Consider the following 18,377-nt stretch of genomic DNA (forward strand, 5'->3'; position numbering starts at 1 on the left):
GCCGTAGGCGTCGAGCGAGCCGTCCTCCAGCGGCGAGGCGTCGTAACCCACCTTCTGAAGGGCCCGCTTGGTGAACTCGTCCGTGTCCACGATGATCTCGGCGCCACGCGGCAGATCACCGATGTTCGCCTTCAGCGCGGCGGGGTTCATCGCGACGAGGACGTTCGGAGCGTCACCCGGGGTGAGGATGTCGTGGTCGGCGAAGTGCAGCTGAAAGGACGAGACGCCCGGCAGGGTGCCTGCGGGGGCGCGGATCTCGGCCGGGAAGTTCGGCAGGGTGGAGAGGTCGTTGCCGAAGGAAGCGGTCTCCGAGGTGAACCGGTCACCGGTGAGCTGCATGCCATCACCCGAGTCCCCCGCGAACCGGATGATCACCCGGTCCAGGCGGCGCACGTCCTTCGCCCCGCCCGGTTTGCGCTGCTCCCCGACGACTGATCCGTCGGCCTGCTCCGTTGGGCTGCTGACCTGGCTGGTCACTGAACTGGACCTCCTTCGAGGCGGCTGTCCGGGGCGTGGTCGTCCCACGGACCATCCCAGGATCAACCCTACGTCGGTTAGGGTCGCCTTCCCGTGGTCATTCGAAGATTCGGATGACGTTTCGAGACGGCGTGTAGCGCTGACATGTCAGGGCTTCCTTCCCCGGTTGTCCGCTCCGCTCTCCTGCCGGGCACCCCTCATTCCCACGGAAGCCGCATCCTCTGACACACCCCTGACGCCGGGTCCCGCCCGCCGCTCCCCGAGGGCGTCCGATCAGGACTTCAGATAGGTGAGCACCGCGAGCACCCGCCGGTGGTCCCCGTCGCTCGGCGACAGCCCGAGCTTGAGGAAGATGTTGCTGACGTGCTTCTCCACCGCGCCGTCGCTGACGACCAGTTGCCGGGCGATCGCCGAATTCGTGCGCCCCTCCGCCATCAGCGCCAGCACCTCGCGCTCGCGCGGGGTGAGCCGGGCCAGCACATCCTGCTTGCGGCTGCGGCCCAGCAGCTGCGTGACCACCTCCGGGTCCAGCGCCGTACCGCCCTCGGCGACCCGCACCACCGCGTCCACGAACTCCCGGATGTCCGCCACCCGGTCCTTGAGCAGATAGCCCACGCCCCGGGTGGAACCGGCCAGCAGCTCGGTGGCGTACCGCTCCTCCACGTACTGCGACAGCACCAGCACCCCGAGCCCCGGATGCGCCTTGCGCAGGGCCACGGCCGCCCGCACCCCCTCGTCCGTGTGCGTCGGCGGCATCCGCACATCCGCCACCACCACATCGGGCAGCGCGCCCGTACCGGCCAGATCGGCGATGGTCTTCACCAGCGCCTCCGCGTCCCCGACCCCGGCCACCACCTCGTGTCCCCGGTCGGTCAGCAGCCGGGTCAGACCCTCCCGGAGCAGCACCGAGTCCTCGGCGATGACCACCCGCACCCTGTCCTCCACGATCTTTCGCCCCCGTCATGCGCGGTCCCGTGGCGACGCCCGTCAGGGACGCGCCTTCGTACGAGGCCAAGCATTCCAGGAATCGGCACACAGCGTGTGATGCCCTGTGGATAACTGGGTCGAGTGCCGGTATATCCGCTGGTCAGACGCTAGTTGGCTGTTGGCTGGCTGGTGGTCGGCTGCTGGTCGGCCGTCGGTCAGCCGCGCCAGGGAAGTTCCGCTATGACCCGGGTCGGACCGCCCGCGGGGGAGTCCACCAGCAGGATGCCGTCCACCGCGTCCAGTCGGCCCCTGAGACCCGCGAGGCCCGACCCGGCGGAGGCGTCCGCGCCGCCCACCCCGTCGTCGGTGACCTGGAGCATCAGCCGGTCCTCCGACCGCCACACATCGACCGAGGCGGAGCGTGCCCCGCTGTGCTTGGCGACGTTCTGGAGCAGCTCGCAGACCGTGAAGTAGGCGATGCCCTCGATGGCCGGCGCCGGACGGAACGGCAGGTCGACCTCCACCCGGACCGGCACCGTGCACCGGGCCGCCACCGCCGACAGGGCCGCGTCCAGACCTCGGTCGGTCAGCACCGCCGGGTGGATGCCCCGGGCCAGATCACGCAGCTCCTGGAGCGCCGTCTTCACCTCGCCGTGCGCGTCCTCCACCATGCGCGCCGCCGCCTGCGGGTCCTCCCGCATCTTCTCCTTCGCCAGCCCCAGGTCCATCGCCAGACCGACCAGCCGGGCCTGCGCCCCGTCGTGCAGATCGCGCTCGATGCGGCGCAGGTCGGCGGCGGCCGTGTCCACCACGACGCCCCGGTCCGACTCCAGCTCCACGACCCGCTCCGACAGCAGGGAGGGGCCGAGCAGCCCGCGCACCAGCAGCCCGTCCACCGTCGTCAGGGCGCGCACCAGCCAGGGCGTGGCCAGTGTGAACAGCAGCCCGACCAGCGCGGTCACGGTGATCTCGAAGGGGCTGTCCAGATAGATGCGGTGGTGTTCGTCGCCGTACAGCTGAAGGCCGCTCTCCCCCACGTACGTCGGGAAGACCCAGAACCACAGGGGGTAGGTCAGCGCGGTCAGGCTCAGCATCCACAGGGTCACCGTGACCGTGAAGGTGAAGATCGCCCAGGGGAACTGGACCAGGGAGTACAGCAGGCTCCGCCAGGAGGCGCCGCTCTTGAGGACCGCGCCCACCCAGGCCAGCGCGCCCGGCTTGGTCACCCGCAGCGGCTCAGGGCTGGGCACGTCCACCCCCAGCAGCGCCCGCGCCCGCACCCGCTCCAGCGCGCCGAAGCCCCGGGAGCCGGCCAGCGCCGCCGCGAGGACGGGGACACCGAGGAAGGTCACCAGCAGGCCCGCGCCCAGCGACACCATCGTCACCGTCCAGGTGAACAGCACGATCGAGACCGGCAGGCTCAACAGGACATAACCCAGCTCCCGCCAGGTACGGCCCTCGAACGGCGCCCGCAGCGCGGCGGGGAGCCGGGGGCGGCGGCCGGGGCGCGGGCCGTATCCGTACCGACCCTCGTCGTCGCCGGTGTCGTAACCCTGGCCGTACCCACTGTGTCCGTACTGAGTGGCCATCGATGTCGTCCCGTTCTCCTCGTCCAGGCGGCGGTTCAGCCGTACCTCAAGAGTCGTGTGCCAAGGCCCTCGGGACCATGGAGTCCGTCGGCGTCCTGGACCGGGGGTTTTCCCCACCCCCGGTCGGCCCGCGGGTGTCACCGGCCGTCCCGCGCGGCTACTTCTCCCGGTCCCGCCACGGCAGTTCGGCCGTGACCTCCGTCGGACCGCCGACCGGGGAGTCGACCACGAACAGGCCGTCCACCGCGCCCAGCCGGTCCGCAAGACCCCGCATCCCGGTGCCGCCGTCCAGGACGGCGCCGCCCCGGCCGTCGTCGTGGACCTGGATCAGCAGCCGGTCCGCGGTCCGCCACACGTCCACCGACGCGGAGCGTGCCGCGCTGTGCTTGCTGACGTTCTGGAGCAGCTCGGAGACGGTGAAGTAGGCGATGCCCTCGATGGCCGCGGCGGGGCGGTCCGCGAGGTCCACGGTCACCTTGACCGGCACCGTGCAGCGCGCGGCGACCGAGGACAGGGCGGCGTCCAGGCCGCGGTCCGTGAGCACCGCCGGGTGGATGCCCCGGGCCAGGTCGCGCAGCTCCTGGAGGGCCAGCTTCACCTCGCCGTGCGCCTCCGCCACCATCTCCGCCGCCGTGTCCGGGTCCTCCAGCAGCTTCTCCTTGGCCAGGCCGAGACCCATGGCCAGATTGACCAGCCGGGCCTGCGCTCCGTCGTGCAGATCGCGCTCGATGCGGCGCAGGTCGGCGGCGGCCGTGTCCACCACGACACCGCGGTCCGACTCCAGCTCCGCTATCCGGCGCTCCAGTTCGTCGGAGGGGGAGAGCAGGGCGCGCACCATCGCCCGGTCCACGTTCGCCAGTCCCCGGGCGAGGTAGGGCAGCAGGGGCCACAGCACGAACAGCGAGGTCAGCACCGTGCAGAAGGTGAGGATGCCCCAGGGCAGCCGGATCACTTCGTACAGCAGAGTGCGCCAGCCCACCGGGTCCTTCAGCGCCATCCACGCCCGCTGGAGCATGCCACCGCCGCGGGCGAGCGGCAGCGGCGACGGCTCCTCCACCCGGACCCCGAGCAGCGCCCTGGCCCGCGCCCGCTCCAGCTTCCCCAGCTGCCGGGCGCCCATCAGGGACAGCGCCAGCAGCGGCAGGCCGACCACGGTCACGGCGAGGCCGCCGCCGACGGACAGCACGGTGATCGCGTAGACGAAGCCGAACACCGTGGTCGGCAGGTTCAGCAGAAGGTGCGCGATCTCCTTCCAGGTGTGGATGGCGTAGGCCGGCCTCGGAGGCGGGAAGCCGTCGGTGCCGACGGTGCCGTCGGGCCGACCGGATATACCGGGCCGGTCGGGGCCGTCGTGCCGATCAGGGCCGTCGTGTGGGCCGGCGGCGGAGCTGGGAGCGGTCATACCGGACAGCCTGCCGAATGCGGCACCTTCCGCGCCATGCGGTACACCGCCCTCCGCTCACGGGGGAAAACCCCACCCCCGTGCCTTCCCGGGGGCGTCTCGGGGCGTGACTGCCTGCTTACCGCTTCTTTATCAGGGCCTAGACTCCCGTGCGTACAGGTCATGAGGTCAGGGAGTGAGGGACGGACGGTGCGGGAGACGCTGGGGGACTCGACCATCACCGCGACACACGTCGTCACCGCGGCCGGACATGTCGTCACCGCGGCCGGACATGTCGTCACCGGGGCGGGACGTGTTGTCACCGGGGCGGGGCATGTCGTCACCGGGGCCGGTTATTTCCGGTCCTACTCGGCCGTGGGGCTGCTCGCCGTCGTCGGCGTGCTGTTCGTCGCGGTCGCGTTCGGCGCCGGACGGCTGCTGCGCCCCGTAGTGCCCACCCCGGAAAAACTCCTGACCTACGAGTGCGGCGTCGACCCCGTCGGCGAGGGCTGGGCCCACACCCAGGTCCGCTACTACGTCTACGCCTTCCTGTACGTGATCTTCGCGGTCGACTCCGTCTTCCTGTTCCCCTGGGCGACGGTCTTCGCCGCCCCCGGCTTCGGCGCGACGACCCTCGTGGAGATGTTCGTCTTCCTCGGCTTCCTCGCCGTCGGCCTGCTGTACGCATACAAGAAGGGTGTCCTGGCATGGACGTGACCCCGGACCCCGTACTCCTCCCCGAGCCCAAGCGGCTGGGCGCGCTGGCCAGGCTGGCGCCCGAGCCCATGAAGGTGGTCCTCAACTGGGGCCGCCGCTACTCGCTCTGGGTCTTCAACTTCGGCCTCGCCTGCTGCGCGATCGAGTTCATCGCCGCGTCGATGGCCCGGCACGACTTCATCCGGCTCGGCGTCATCCCCTTCGCGCCGGGACCCCGCCAGGCCGACCTGATGGTGGTCTCGGGCACGGTCACGGACAAGATGGCCCCTGCGGTCAAACGACTGTACGAACAGATGCCCGAGCCGAAGTACGTCATCTCCTTCGGCGCCTGCTCCAACTGCGGCGGCCCCTACTGGGACTCGTACTCCGTCACCAAGGGCGTCGACCAGATCATCCCCGTGGACGTCTACGTGCCCGGCTGCCCGCCGCGCCCCGAGGCGCTGCTCCAGGGCATCCTCAAGCTCCAGGAGAAGATCGCGGCCGAGTCACTGACGGAGCGCTACGGCCACGGTGGCGCCCGGCCGTCCGCGGCCGCGCTCCAGAGCGGTCTGGTACGGCCGCCCGTCCCGTCCGGCGAGGAGGGCGCGCGATGAGCACGACCGGCTGGCTGCCCGCCCCCGTCGAAGAACTGTTCGGCGCGGAGGCGGTGGCCGAGGAGTCGTACGAGGTCCTGACGGTGGACGTCCCGCCATCCGCCTGGCTCACCGCGCTCGAGACCGCCCGTACGACGCTGACCTGCACTTATTTCGACTGGCTCAGCGCGGTCGACGAACCGGGCACCGGCTTCCAGGTGTCCGCCCACGTCGTGGCCCTGAACCCGGTCCGCCGCCTCCTCGTCCGTACGACGGTGCCGCACTCGGCGCCGGTGCTGCCGACCGCCGTCGGGGTGTACGCCGGCGCCGCCTGGCACGAACGCGAGACGCACGAAATGTTCGGGGTGACCTTCGAGGGCCACCCGGGGCTCGAACACCTGCTCCTCCCCGAGAACTTCGAGGGGCATCCGCTGCGCAAGGACTTCGTCCTCGCCGCCCGTGTCGCCAAGGCATGGCCCGGCGCGAAGGAGCCCGGCGAGTCCGAGCACGGGGGCCCCAAGCGCCGCCAGATGCTCCCGCCCGGCGTCCCGGACCCCAACGAGTGGGGCCCCCTCAAGGGTCAACTCCCCGCCGCCCCGGCCCGCCCGGCCCGCGCCGCCGGAGACCGTCCGATACGACGCACCCGCACCGCGGCGGAGGGCTCGGCCGGTCAGCCGAGCACGACGGAGGGCGCCGCCCCGGCGCGCCCGCGCAGGATGCGGAGCGTGGGCGAGGGGTCGGCGAGTCAGAGTTCGGCCGATCAGGACTCGGCTGGTCAGGACTCGGCTGGTCAGGACTCGGCTGGTCAGGTGTCGGCTGGTCAGGGTTCCACAAGCCAGGGTCCGGCGGGGCAGGTGTCGGGGGAGGGGAGTGCCCAGGCGGACGCCACCGCCGGTGCGCCGGCCCGGCCGCGCAGGATGCGGAGCGCGAGCGAGGGTTCGGCGAGTCAGACGGGCGCGGCCGATGCCTCGCGGGCGACGCCGGAGGGAGCCGCGGCCGAGGCCACGCCGCCCGCCCGTCCCCGTCGTGGCCGCAGTGCCTCGGAGGGCTCGGCCTCGCAGCGCTCCCCGGAGCCCCCGGCCACCGAGCCGACGGAGCGGCCCACGGGACCGAAGGAAGCCGCCGCCGACCGTTCCGCCCGCGGTACGACCCCGCGCGGCTCCGACGCCCCGTGGCACCACGCCCGCCCGGCCTTCGACGAGCCCGAACAGGCCGCCGAGCCGCAGCCCGCCCCTGAGCCGCAGCCCGCCCCCGAGGCGCTTGAGCGGCCCGAAGCGTCGGAGCGGTCCACGTCCCCGGAAGCCGATCAGCCGTCGGAACCGACCGCCCCGCGGTCCCGGTCCGGCGAATCCCCCTCTGACGAGCCCCCGTCCGACGAAACCTCGTCCGACCCGGAACCCACCCCGGAACCCACCCCGAAACCGAGCCCGGAACCGCCCCCGGACTCCACCCCAGCCCCAGCCCCCGCCCCCGACCCGAACCCCGAATCCCCCCCGACCGACCCCCCAGGAGGCCCGCAGTGAACGGCGCACTCGACGTCGCCCTGCGGCTCGTGGCCGTGTTCGTCGTCTTCCTCGTCCTCCCGCTGGTCGTGGGACAGACCGAGCACAAGGTGATGGCCCATATGCAGGGGCGGCTCGGGCCGATGTACGCGGGCGGGTTCCACGGGTGGGCCCAATTGGTCGCCGACGGCGTGAAGTTCGCGCAGAAGGAGGACGTGGTCCCGGCGCAGGCCGACCGCCGGGTCTTCCAGCTCGCGCCCGCCGTCGCCCTGCTGCCGTACCTGCTCGTCCTGCTCGTCATCCCGATCGGACCGAGCGAGGGAGCCGTCGGACAGGCCCTGGACGCGGGCGTGTTCTTCGCGCTCGCGGTGATGGGCGTCGGCGTGCTCGGCTCGCTCATGGCGGGCTGGGCAAGCGCCAACAAGTTCTCCCTGCTCGGCGGCCTGCGCACCGCCGCCCAGCTGCTGGCCTACGAACTGCCGATGCTGCTCGCCGCGGCCTCCGTCGCGATGGCGGCCGGCACCGTCTCGCTGCCGGGCATCCTGCACGCCTTCCACTGGTGGTGGCTGCCCTGGCAGCTCATCGGCGCGGTCGTCTTCTTCGTCGCCGGACTCGCCGAACTGCAACGCCCGCCGTTCGACATGCCCGTCGCCGACTCGGAGATCATCTTCGGCGCGTACACCGAGTACACCGGGCTGCGCTTCGCCCTGTTCCTGCTCGCCGAGTACGCCGGCATCGTCGTGCTGTGCGGCCTGACCACCGTGCTCTTCCTGGGCGGCTGGCACGGCCCCTGGGGCGCCGACGGGCTCGGCTGGGTCTGGACGCTGCTGAAGGCCGCGATCCTCGCCTTCCTCGTCATCTGGCTGCGCGTCACCTACCCGCGGCTGCGCGAGGACCAGCTCCAGAAGCTGTCCTGGACCCTCCTCGTGCCCCTCTCCCTCGCCCAGATCGCCCTCACCGGCATCGTCAAGGTGGTGATCTCCTGATGGCCGCGTCGCCCCCGCCCTCCCGGCCCCGCATCCCCGGCTCCGGCCTCGCCAAGGGCCTCGCCGTCACCCTGCGCACGATGACGCGCAAGCACGGCACCGAGCAGTACCCGGACACCCTGCCCGAACTGCCGCCCCGCACCCGGGGCGTGATCGGCCTGTTCGAGGAGAACTGCACGGTCTGCATGCTGTGCGCCCGTGAGTGCCCCGACTGGTGCATCTACATCGACTCCCACAAGGAGACGGTCCCGCCCGCCGCCCCCGGCGGCCGTGAGCGCAGCCGCAACGTCCTCGACCGGTTCGCCATCGACTTCTCCCTGTGCATGTACTGCGGCATCTGCATCGAGGTCTGCCCCTTCGACGCGCTGTTCTGGTCCCCGGAGTTCGAGTACGCCGAGACCGACATCCACGAACTCACCCATGAGCGCGACAAGCTCCGCGAGTGGATGTGGACCGTACCGGCCCCGCCCGCGCTCGACCCGGGCGCGGAGGAGCCGAAGGAGATCGCCGCCGCCCGCAAGAGCGCCGAGAAGCAGGCCGCCGCCGCGCAGGCCGAGGCCGCGCGGACCCACCCCGAGGAGGGCGACGCATGAGCCCCGCCCCCGCCCTGAGCCTCGCCGCCGCCCCGCACGGGCCTCTCGCCGCCGCCCCGCACGGCTTCCTCTCCCCGACCGGCGTCGAGATCGCCTTCCTCCTCGTCGGCCTGGTCACCTTCGGCGCCGCGCTGATCACCGTCACCACCCGCCAACTGGTGCACGCCGCCCTGTGGCTGGTGGTCGCGCTCGGCGGCCTCGCCGTGGAGTACCTGCTGCTCACGGCCGAGTTCATCGCCTGGGTGCAGGTCCTGATCTACGTCGGTTCCGTCGTCGTACTCCTCCTGTTCGGGCTGATGCTCACCAGGGCCCCCATCGGCCGCTCCCCGGACGCCGACTCCGGCAACCGCTGGGCCGCCCTCGCCGTCGCGATCGCCGCCGCCGTCGCCCTGGTGTGGGTGGTCACCGACGCCTTCCGTACGACGTGGATCGACCTGACCGGACCGGCCGCAGGCACCACCCATGTCACCGGCGCGACCCTGTTCCGGTACTGGGTGCTGCCCTTCGAGGCCCTGTCCGTGCTGCTCCTCGCGGCCCTGGTCGGCGCGATCGTCCTGTCCCGCAAGGCCAAGGCCGACGCCGCTGACGAGCCGGAAGCCCGTACGCCGGCACCCGTCCCCGCCCAGAAGGACGGCGCCCGCTGATGCACCTCGTCTACCCCGCCGTACTCTCCGCCCTCCTCTTCTGCACCGGCCTGTACGGCGTCCTCGCCCGCCGCAACGCGATCCTGGTCCTGATGTCGGTCGAGCTGATGCTCAACGCCGTCAACCTCAACCTGGTCGCCTTCGACGTCTGGCTCAGCCGCGCCGCCCGCGACACCCTGCACTCCGGCCAGGCGCTGACCCTGTTCACCATCGCCGTCGCCGCCGCCGAGATCGGCATCGGCCTCGCGATCGTGCTCGCCGTGTACCGCAACCGCGGCACCTCCGACATCGACAAGCTCCGCGACACCGCCGAAGGCCGGGGCGACGCGGAACCGGGTGCCGACGCGGCACAGAAGACCGAGGCCACCGCGTGACCACGACCACCCTCGCCGTACTCGTCCCCCTCCTGCCGTTCCTCGGCGCCGCCGCCGGACTGCTGCTCGGCCGCACCGCGCCCGGCTTCGTGCGCCCGCTCGCGGTGCTGCCGCCGCTGGCCGCACTGGTGCTGGCCGCGCTGGTCGCCGTCCGCCAGGGCGGCGGAGCGGCCCTGGACGCGCACACGGAGCTGACCCCCACCGGCTCGGTGCCCGTCGAACTGGCCCTGCACATCGACGGCTTCGCCGCGCTCGTCGCGATCCTGGTCGCCTTCGTCGCGACCTGCGTGCAGATCTACTCCACCGGCTATCTGCGCGACGACCCCCGCTACCCCTCGTACGCCGCTCTCGTCTCCCTGTTCACCTCCGCGATGCTGCTCGTCGTCTACTCCGGCGACCTGATCGTGCTGCTGGTCGGCTGGGAGGTCATGGGCATCTGCTCCTACTTCCTGGTCGGCCACTACTGGGAGACCCCCGAGGCCCGCGCCGCCTCCCTGAAGGCGTTCCTGGTCACCAAGCTCGGCGATGTGCCGTTCCTGATCGGCCTGTTCGCGCTCGCCACCGACGCCGGCTCCTTCCGCATCACCCGCGTCCTCGGGGCGGTCGCGAGCGGCGGCCTGCACCATCCGACCCTGGTCGCGCTGCTGCTGCTCGCGGGCGTGGCCGGCAAGTCGGCGCAGTTCCCGCTGCACACCTGGCTCCCGGACGCCATGGCCGGCCCGACGCCGGTCTCGGCGCTGATCCACGCCGCCACCATGGTCGCCGCCGGTGTCTACTTCGTCGCCCGTCTCCTCCCGGTGTTCGAGGCGTCCGGGGCCGCGATGCTGGTCCTGGCCGTGCTGGCCGCCGTCACCATGGCCGGCTCCGGCCTCGCCGCGCTCGCCCAGGACGACATCAAACGCGTCCTCGCCTACTCGACCATCGGCCAGCTCGGCTACATGACCGGTGCCCTCGCCGTCGGCGACCGCGGTGCCGCCGTCTTCCACCTCCTGTCCCACGGCGCCTTCAAGGCGCTGCTGTTCCTCGCCGCCGGTGTGGTCATCCACGCCGCCGGCACCAACTCGCTGGCCGCCATGTCCCGCATGCGCGGCCTGCGCGAGCGGGTACCGGACGCCTACTGGACGATGACCGTGGCCCTGCTCGCGCTGGCCGCGATCCCGCCCTTCAGCGGCTTCTTCTCCAAGGAGTCCGTCCTCGGCGCCGCCGAACGCGCGGCCCACGGGGACACCGCGCACGTGCCCGGCGCGGCCGGCTGGCTCGTCCTCGTCGCCGGTCTGGTGACCGCCGTACTGACCGCCGCCTACGCCACCCGGCTGTGGCTGCTGGCCTTCCACGGCCGGGGCGCCGAGGCCCCCGACTACGGCCGCCAGCCGCTGACCATGACCGTGGTCCTCTGGGTCCTCGCGGTGCCCTCACTGGCCTTCGGCGGGCTCGCCTACCGCGCGCTGCCTGGCTGGTTCGACGGCACCTCCCTGACCCCGACCCCGCTCACCTCCATCCTCGGCACCGGACTCGCCGTGGTCGGCGCCCTCCTCACCTACGGCGTCTGGCAGCGCACCACCCGAAGCCTCGTCAGCCTCCCGCTCGGCGCGGTCGCCGCCCACCCCGAGGGCGACGCGGGACGGGTCGAGGCCGAGGCCATCGCCAGCCACACCCCGGCCTACGGCGACATCGCCTACGCCCCCGACCCGGCGGACCCCGGGCGGGCGCTGCTCGGCCCGCTGCACCGGCACGCGGCCGTCGGCTTCCACCTCGACGCCGTCTACGCGGCGCTGTTCGTCCGCCCGGTACTGGCCGCGGCGAGCCTCGTCCGCTTCCTCGACCGCGAGGTCGTGGACACCTACGTCGGCGCCGCCGGCGCGCTGCCCCGGTTGCTCGGGGCCGCCGTACGCCGCGCCCAGACCGGCAATGTGCAGACCTATGTGAGCGCGCTGCTCGCCGGCACCGTCGTCCTGGCGGTCGCCGTCGTCCTCGTCGCCACGGGAGCGTGAGCAGGCGTGATCGATATCAACGAGTCCGTGATGCGGGTCCTTCTCGCATTGATCGTCGTCGGCCCGCTCATCGGCGCCGTCGCCGCCCTCCTGCCGGCCCCGCCCGGACTGAAGGGGAAGTCGCCCGAGCAGTCCGTGCTGCGCCACGGTGTCACCGTGACCGGGGTGATCCTGGCCGCCGCGATCCTGCTCGCGCTCGGCTTCGACCACCACCATCCGTCGAGGATGCAGGCCACGACCGACATCAGCTGGATCCCCGCGCTCGACGTGCGGATCCACCTCGGCATCGACGGCATTTCCCTCCCCCTCGTCGTACTGACCGCGCTGCTGACCTTCCTGTGCGCGCTGTACTCCTACTTCAAGCCGCCCGCGGGCCCGTCCCCGAAGGCGTTCGTCGCCCTGTTGCTCCTGCTGGAGACCGGCACGCTCGCGACCTTCGCCGTGCTCGATCTGCTGCTGTTCTTCCTCGCGTTCGAGACCGTGCTGATCCCGATGTACTTCCTCATCGCCCGCTGGGGCGGCGCGGGGCGGACCCGGGCCGCGTGGAAGTTCATCCTGTTCACGCTGCTCGGCTCCGTCGTCATGCTGCTCGGCCTGCTCCTGATCGGAATCAAGGCGGGCACGTTCGACATGGTGGCACTCGCCACTGACAACGGCCGGTCGCTGACCGCGTCCGTGCAGGTCATCGCCGTTCTGGCGATCGGACTCGGGCTCGCGGTCAAGACCCCGATGTGGCCGCTGCACAGCTGGCTGCCCGACGCCCACACCTCCGCGCCGACCGTCGGCTCGGTGCTGCTGGCCGGTGTCCTGCTGAAGATGGGTACGTACGGGTTCGTCCGGATCCTGCTGCCGGTCGCGCCGCACGGCTTCCACACCTTCGCGCCCTACCTCGCCGCCTTCGCCGTGGTCGGGATCATCTACGGGTCCCTGGCCTGCCTGGCGCTGGCCAGGCGGGGCGCGAAGGGCGACCTCAAGCGGCTGATCGCCTACTCCTCCGTCGGCCACATGGGCTTCGTCCTCCTCGGCATCGCCACCATGACTCCGACCGGCGTGAACGGCGCCCTGTTCGCCAACATCGCCCACGGCCTCATCACCGGCCTGCTGTTCTTCCTGGTCGGCGCCCTCAAGGAGCGCACCGGCAGCACCGACCTCGACGCCCTCGCCGAGGGGACCGGACTCGCCCTGTACGGCAAGGCGCCCCGCCTCGGCGGGCTGCTCGCCTTCGGTGCCGTGGCCTCCCTCGGGCTGCCCGGACTCGCCGGGTTCTGGGGCGAGATGCTCTCTCTGTTCGGCGCGTTCAAACCCGCGGCGGACCTCAGCCGCCCCGCCTTCCTCACCTTCATGGCGATCGGCGCGTTCGGCACCCTGCTGACGGCCGCGTACATGCTGATCGTGGTCCGCCGGGTCTGCATGGGCGGTGCCGAGCGCGAGGTCCCGAAGCTCGCCGACGTCCAGGGGTACGAGTTCGCCGCCTGGACCCCGCTCGTCGCCCTGACCGTCGTCGCCGGACTCTGGCCGCGGGCCCTGCTCGGCCTGACCGACCCGGCCGTGCACCAGCTGCTCGCAGGAGGCACCCGATGAGCGCCCAGCCCTTCGCCCAGCCGCTCGCCGAGACCGCCACCTCCGCCGCGCCGCTGGTCCACCACCTCGCCCAGCCGCTCGGACATCCCCTGGCCGCGTCCGCCGCGTCGCTGGTCCAGTCCGTCGACTGGCTCGCCGTCGCCCCGCCCCTGGTCGCCGCCGTCGTGGCGCTCGGCGTGCTCGTCGCCGACCTCTTCCTGCCCGAGTCCCGCAAGAACGTCCTCGGCTGGATCTCGGTCGCCGGACTCGCCGCCGCCGCGCTGATGCTGCTGCCGCTCCTGGACGGCGACCGCGCCACCTTCTGCCTGACCGGCACGGGCACGGGCACCGGCAGCGGCACCGGATCCGGCACCGGCGCCCCGCGCGCGTGCAGCTACACCGCCGACCACTTCACCCTCGTCATCCAGCTCCTGGTCCTCGGCGGCGCCCTGCTCGCGGCCCTGCTGTCGATCACCACCCTGGACGACGACCGGCGGCGTGTCCCGCCCGGTGAGTTCTGGTTCCTGCTGCTCTCCGCCACGGCCGGTGCCGCCCTGCTGCCCGCCGCCCGCGACCTGGCCACCCTGATCGTGGCCCTGGAGGTCGCCTCCCTGCCCGCCTTCGCGCTCGTCGGCATCCGGTACGGAGACAAGCGCTCCGCCGAGGCCGCGCTGAAGTTCTTCCTGTCCTCGGTCACCGCCACCGCGGTCAGCCTGATGGGCGTCAGCTTCGTCTACGCGTCCACCGGAACCCTCTACCTCACCCAGGTGGCGCAACGACTTCCGGACACCCCCGGCCAGCTGCACACCCTGGCCCAGACCGGCGTCGTCCTCACTCTGATCGGCTTCGCCTTCAAGACGGCCGCCGTGCCCTTCCACTTCTGGGTGCCCGACACCTATGTGGGCGCGCCGCTGCCCGTCGCCGCCTACCTGTCGGTCGTCGGCAAGGCGGTCGGCTTCTCCGGCCTCATCCTCGTCACCGTGGTGGCGTTCCCGTCGTACGCCGACGTCTGGGGGCCCGCGCTCGCCGTCCTGGCCGCCCTCACCATGACGGTCGGCAACGTCGGCGCGCTGCGCCAGCGGGCCACCCGCGCCCGCAGCGCCGTACGCCTGCTCGCCTGGTCCTCCGTCGGCCAGGCCGGCTACCTCCTCGTGCCGATCGCGGCGGCCGGGTACGCCAAGGACGCGCAGCAGGCGATCGGTTCGACCGTCGCGTACGCCCTCATGTACGCCGCCGTGAACCTCGGCGCGTTCGCGGTCGCCGCCGTGGTGGGCCGCGGCCGCGCCGGAAACCGGATCTCCGACTACCGGGGCCTGTACGCCACCAACCCCGTGACGGCCCTCCTGATGGCCTTCTTCCTGCTCTGCCTTGCGGGCCTGCCGCCGGGGATCATCGGCCTGTTCGCCAAGGTCACCGTGTTCTCGGCGGCCGTCGGCGCGGGCCTCGGCTGGCTCGCGGTGGTCATGGCCGTCAACGTGGTGATCGCCCTCTTCTACTACCTCCAGTGGACGGCCCTGCTGTTCCGCGCTCCGGAGGGCGAGACCGCGCGGCACCGGATCCCGGCCCCGCTGACGGCCGCGATCGCCCTCGCCGGAGTGGCGGGCGTCGCCCTGTCCGGAGCACCCCAACTGGTACTGCGGTTCGCGGCCACCGGGCTCTTCTGAGGGCGGCCTGCGGGCTCCTCCGAGGCGGCCCACCGCCCTTCTCCAGCACGGCCCACCGGGCCCGCGCGAGCACGCCCGGAACCCCCTTCACTCGTACGGCCGCCGCGCCCGCCCCCGCCCACCTGGGAACTTGTGACCGCCGCCTGGCGTTGACCAGAGCGAAAGGGTCCACTGGACCGAGGGACTGGACCGAAGGGTTCCCCGCAGTACCACTTGGAGGGCGTACGGTGCACCGCCGGCACAACGGGCTCAGGACCGCAGTACTCCTCGGGGGGCTGTCGGCGCTCATCATCATCATCGGCGGCTTCTTCGGCCGCACCGGGCTGATCGTGGCCGTCCTGATCGCCCTCGGCACGAACGCGTACGCGTACTGGAACAGCGACAAGCTGGCCCTGCGCGCGATGCGGGCCCGCCCGGTGAGCGAGTTCGAGGCCCCGGCGCTGTACCGCATGGTCCGCGAGCTCTCCACGCAGGCCCGCCAGCCCATGCCCCGGCTCTACATCTCCCCGACCGAGGCCCCGAACGCCTTCGCCACGGGCCGTAACCCACGCAATGCGGCGGTGTGCTGCACCGAGGGCATCATGCGCCTGCTGGACGAGCGCGAGCTGCGCGGCGTCATCGGGCACGAACTGAGCCATGTCTACAACCGGGACATCCTCATCTCCTCGGTGGCCGGCGCGCTCGCCTCGGTGATCATGTTCCTGGTGAACTTCGCCTGGCTGATCCCGATCGGCCGTTCGGACGACGACGAGGGTCCCGGCCTGCTCGGCATGCTCCTGATCATGATCCTGGGCCCGCTCGCCGCCACGCTGATCCAGCTGGCCATCAGCCGCTCCCGGGAGTACGAGGCGGATGCCTCCGGCGCCCAGCTCACCGGCGACCCCCTGGCCCTCGCGAGCGCCCTGCGCAAGCTGGAGATCGGCACCCAGCAGCTGCCGCTGCCGCCCGAGCCGCGGATCGAGACCGCGAGCCACATGATGATCGCGAACCCGTTCCGCCCGGGGCAGGGGCTGTCGAAGATGTTCTCCACGCACCCGCCGATGGCGGAGCGGATCCAGCGCCTGGAGGGCATGGCGGGCCGCAGGCTGTGAGGCTGGCGGTACGGCCTTCGTCCGGCCGGTAGGGCTTTCACACCCGGCTGGTACGGCCTTCGTCCGGCTGGTGGGCTTTCACCCGGCCGCCCCTCACAGGGCCAGCGCGAGCGCCGCTCCCACGCCCCCGAGCACCAGGGCGAAGGCGGCCTGGGGCCAGCCGCCCGTCCCCCACCGGAAGAAGCGGTCCAGGGCGAGCCGGCCGGGCCCGATGGCCGCGACGGCGAGGGCCACGACGGCGATGCAGATGTTGTACTCCACCCCGCCCTTGTCCACCCACACCCCGTGGGCGGCGCTCACGGTGACCATGGCGTTGATCATCACGCCCACGATCGCGGCGGCCGCGAGCGGCACGAGCAGCCCGGCGGCGAGGCCGAGGCCGCCGAGGAACTCGGAGAGGCCGCCGATCGCGGCGAAGAGCTTGCCGGGACGGTAGCCGAGCGACTCGAACCCCTTGCCGGTGGCCGCGAGCCCCTGCCCGCCGAAGAGTCCGAAGAGCTTCTGGGCCCCGTGTCCCGCGAGAAACAGCCCGAAGGTCAGCCGGAGCAGCAGCAGCCCGCAGTCCGCCGCGCTCACCCCCAGATGGCCGGTCCCCTGCCGGGTGGACGACGGTGCGGTGGCGGTCGTCGGGCCGATGTGGTTCCTGGGCATCTGAGAACTCCGTACGGATGCCGGGATGGTGCGCTTCCCCCAGGCCTGGACAGGCGTCTGTGCCCCCGTCGTCACCGCCCCTGTAGCGATGATTGCGGAGGTACGGCGCCCCCGCACATCGATCAGCGGCTGCCGAACCCCTGGTCCGTGCGGACGATTTCGCGGCCCAGCGGCATCAGCGAGATCGGGATGAGCTTCAGGTTGGCCCAGCCGAAGGGGATCCCGATGATCGACAGGAACAGCGGGATGCTGGTGATCAGGTGCTCCAGGGCGAGCCACCAGCCCGCGAAGATCACCCAGATGACGTTGCCGACGACCGATCCGGTACCGGCGCCCGGCCGCTCCACGGCGGTCCGGCCGAACGGCCACAGCACGAACCCGGCGATACGCAGCGAGGCGATGCCGAACGGGATCGTGATGATCAGGATGAAACAGATCAGCGCGGCGATCAGATAGCCGATCGACAGCCAGATGCCGCAGAAGAGCAGCCACAGGATGTTGAGCAGCAGGTTGAACACCTTCATGATCGGCACCTCTCAGGTCACTGCGCCGGGCTTCCCTGCTGTCACAAGTATCAGCCGGTCACACTCGTCGAGCAGTACCGGAGTGCCCCTGTGGCGAGATCGGGAACGATCCGGGACGAACCCCCGACCCGGTGACGGCAACCAGGGGGAGGTTTGCCGGCGTCCTGTTCACCAAGACGGCACGAACGTGCGCTCGGCCAACCGCTCATCCTCACCAAGATCTCACGAACGAGGCTGTGCGCACCGGGCGCGAAAGGGCAGGGTTGGCGCTATGGGCATCATCGCTTGGATCATTCTGGGGCTGCTGGCCGGAGCCATAGCCAAGTTCCTGCTGCCGGGGCGCGACCCCGGCGGCCTCCTGGGCACGACCGTCATCGGCATCCTGGGCGCGTTCGTCGGTGGCTGGGTCTCGTCCCGTTGGCTCGACCACCCGGTCAGCAAGCACTTCTTCGACGGTGCCACCTGGGTCGCGGCCATCGGTGGTTCGCTGGTGCTGCTGATCGCCTACCGGCTGGTCTTCGGCAACTCCCGCCGCAGCTGAGCACTGCCCCGACAGCACGGAAGGGTGGGCGCCCGCAGGGGCCCCACCCTTCTCTCCGTTCCGCTCCCGGTGCCTACCGGTAGTTCACGAACTGGAGCGCGAAGTCGAAGTCCTTGCCCTTCAGGAGGGCGATCACGGCCTGGAGGTCGTCGCGGCTCTTGGAGCTGACGCGCAGCTCGTCGCCCTGGACCTGGGCCTTGATGCCCTTGGGGCCCTCGTCACGGATGATCTTCGCCACCTTCTTGGCGTTGTCCTGGGAGATGCCCTCCTCGATGGAGGCGAAGATCTTGTACTCCTTGCCGGACAGCTGGGGCTCACCCGCGTCCAGCGCCTTCAGCGAGATGCCCCGCTTGATCAGCTTGGACTGGAAGACGTCGAGGACGGCCTTCACCCGCTCCTCGGAGTTCGCCTCCATGAGGATCTTCTCCCCGGACCACGCGATCGAGGCGCCGACGCCCTTGAAGTCGTAGCGCTGGGAGATCTCCTTGGCGGCCTGGTTGAGGGCGTTGTCGACCTCCTGCCGCTCGACCTTCGAGACGATGTCGAAACTGGAGTCGGCCATGTCCTGTGGCTCCTTGTATCGGGGTGCGTGT

Annotated in this window: 19 protein-coding genes; 12 read left to right on the forward strand and 7 right to left on the reverse strand. The window is 71.6% G+C overall.

From position 1 onward, the window contains the following. The 4 genes from ACLF5H_RS16725 to ACLF5H_RS16740 form a co-directional block, all read right to left on the reverse strand. Positions 1-477, reverse strand: a 477-nt coding sequence (locus ACLF5H_RS16725) for a 2-oxoacid:acceptor oxidoreductase family protein (protein ID WP_421676868.1), incomplete at its 3' end; no start/stop codon positions are given. Positions 478-750: 273 nt separating this feature from the next. Next, on the reverse strand, positions 751-1,410 hold the full coding sequence (locus tag ACLF5H_RS16730) for a LuxR C-terminal-related transcriptional regulator (protein WP_421676944.1): 660 nt from the start codon (positions 1,408-1,410) through the stop codon (positions 751-753). A 209-nt stretch (positions 1,411-1,619) separates the two neighbouring features. Further along, positions 1,620-2,993 (reverse strand): sensor histidine kinase, encoded by a 1,374-nt coding sequence (locus tag ACLF5H_RS16735; protein WP_421676869.1) that lies wholly within the window; start codon positions 2,991-2,993, stop codon positions 1,620-1,622. A 157-nt stretch (positions 2,994-3,150) separates the two neighbouring features. Continuing rightward, positions 3,151-4,395 carry a sensor histidine kinase gene (locus ACLF5H_RS16740; protein WP_421676870.1) on the reverse strand — a complete coding sequence of 415 codons (1,245 nt, stop codon included), beginning with the start codon at positions 4,393-4,395 and terminating at the stop codon, positions 3,151-3,153. A 189-nt stretch (positions 4,396-4,584) separates the two neighbouring features. On the opposite strand from ACLF5H_RS16740, the gene ndhC reads away from it, so the two are divergent. The 11 genes from ndhC (at position 4,585) to htpX (ending at position 16,068) form a co-directional block, all read left to right on the forward strand. Next, positions 4,585-5,091, forward strand: a complete 507-nt coding sequence (gene ndhC / locus ACLF5H_RS16745) for an NADH-quinone oxidoreductase subunit A (protein WP_421676871.1) — start codon at positions 4,585-4,587, stop codon at positions 5,089-5,091. Further along, on the forward strand, positions 5,082-5,684 hold the full coding sequence (locus ACLF5H_RS16750; protein ID WP_421676872.1) for an NADH-quinone oxidoreductase subunit B: 603 nt from the start codon (positions 5,082-5,084) through the stop codon (positions 5,682-5,684). The genes ndhC and ACLF5H_RS16750 overlap by 10 nt, the downstream gene beginning before the upstream one ends. Next, a complete protein-coding gene (locus tag ACLF5H_RS16755) occupies positions 5,681-7,186 on the forward strand; it encodes an NADH-quinone oxidoreductase subunit C (protein ID WP_421676873.1) in 1,506 nt (501 codons plus the stop codon). The genes ACLF5H_RS16750 and ACLF5H_RS16755 overlap by 4 nt, the downstream gene beginning before the upstream one ends. Then, a complete protein-coding gene (locus ACLF5H_RS16760; RefSeq protein ID WP_421676874.1) occupies positions 7,183-8,151 on the forward strand; it encodes a complex I subunit 1/NuoH family protein in 969 nt (322 codons plus the stop codon). The genes ACLF5H_RS16755 and ACLF5H_RS16760 overlap by 4 nt, the downstream gene beginning before the upstream one ends. Further along, positions 8,151-8,744: a NuoI/complex I 23 kDa subunit family protein gene (locus ACLF5H_RS16765; protein ID WP_421676875.1), complete on the forward strand. Its 594-nt coding sequence runs from the start codon at positions 8,151-8,153 to the stop codon at positions 8,742-8,744. The genes ACLF5H_RS16760 and ACLF5H_RS16765 overlap by 1 nt, the downstream gene beginning before the upstream one ends. After that, positions 8,741-9,388 (forward strand): NADH-quinone oxidoreductase subunit J, encoded by a 648-nt coding sequence (locus ACLF5H_RS16770; RefSeq protein WP_421676876.1) that lies wholly within the window; start codon positions 8,741-8,743, stop codon positions 9,386-9,388. Before ACLF5H_RS16765 ends, ACLF5H_RS16770 begins: the two co-directional genes overlap by 4 nt. Continuing rightward, positions 9,388-9,762 (forward strand): NADH-quinone oxidoreductase subunit NuoK, encoded by a 375-nt coding sequence (nuoK, locus tag ACLF5H_RS16775; RefSeq protein WP_421676877.1) that lies wholly within the window; start codon positions 9,388-9,390, stop codon positions 9,760-9,762. Before ACLF5H_RS16770 ends, nuoK begins: the two co-directional genes overlap by 1 nt. After that, a complete protein-coding gene (locus tag ACLF5H_RS16780; RefSeq protein ID WP_421676878.1) occupies positions 9,759-11,753 on the forward strand; it encodes an NADH-quinone oxidoreductase subunit L in 1,995 nt (664 codons plus the stop codon). Before nuoK ends, ACLF5H_RS16780 begins: the two co-directional genes overlap by 4 nt. A 6-nt stretch (positions 11,754-11,759) precedes the next feature. Next, entirely contained in the window at positions 11,760-13,334 is a 1,575-nt protein-coding gene (locus ACLF5H_RS16785; protein ID WP_421676879.1) for an NADH-quinone oxidoreductase subunit M, read from the forward strand. Continuing rightward, on the forward strand, positions 13,331-14,977 hold the full coding sequence (locus ACLF5H_RS16790; protein WP_421676880.1) for an NADH-quinone oxidoreductase subunit N: 1,647 nt from the start codon (positions 13,331-13,333) through the stop codon (positions 14,975-14,977). The genes ACLF5H_RS16785 and ACLF5H_RS16790 overlap by 4 nt, the downstream gene beginning before the upstream one ends. Positions 14,978-15,204: 227 nt before the next feature. Next, positions 15,205-16,068, forward strand: coding sequence for a zinc metalloprotease HtpX (gene htpX / locus ACLF5H_RS16795; protein ID WP_037663326.1), 864 nt, complete (start codon positions 15,205-15,207; stop codon positions 16,066-16,068). A gap of 93 nt (positions 16,069-16,161) precedes the next feature. On the opposite strand, the gene ACLF5H_RS16800 is transcribed toward htpX, so the two are convergent. Beyond that, positions 16,162-16,719, reverse strand: coding sequence for a DoxX family protein (locus ACLF5H_RS16800; protein WP_421676881.1), 558 nt, complete (start codon positions 16,717-16,719; stop codon positions 16,162-16,164). A gap of 122 nt (positions 16,720-16,841) precedes the next feature. Then, a complete protein-coding gene (locus ACLF5H_RS16805; protein WP_361676718.1) occupies positions 16,842-17,243 on the reverse strand; it encodes a YccF domain-containing protein in 402 nt (133 codons plus the stop codon). A gap of 271 nt (positions 17,244-17,514) precedes the next feature. Here ACLF5H_RS16805 and ACLF5H_RS16810 point away from each other — a divergent pair, with 271 nt between their 5' ends. Next, the gene (locus tag ACLF5H_RS16810; RefSeq protein WP_421676882.1) at positions 17,515-17,784 is read left to right on the forward strand and encodes a GlsB/YeaQ/YmgE family stress response membrane protein; all 270 of its coding nucleotides are present in this window, start codon (positions 17,515-17,517) and stop codon (positions 17,782-17,784) included. A gap of 73 nt (positions 17,785-17,857) precedes the next feature. Here ACLF5H_RS16810 and ACLF5H_RS16815 read toward each other — a convergent pair whose 3' ends face one another. After that, positions 17,858-18,346 (reverse strand): YajQ family cyclic di-GMP-binding protein, encoded by a 489-nt coding sequence (locus ACLF5H_RS16815; protein ID WP_085566096.1) that lies wholly within the window; start codon positions 18,344-18,346, stop codon positions 17,858-17,860. Positions 18,347-18,377 lie beyond the last annotated feature (31 nt).

It is taken from the genome of Streptomyces sp. LaBMicrA B280 (assembly GCF_049222185.1).
Lineage (GTDB): Bacteria > Actinomycetota > Actinomycetes > Streptomycetales > Streptomycetaceae > Streptomyces > Streptomyces murinus.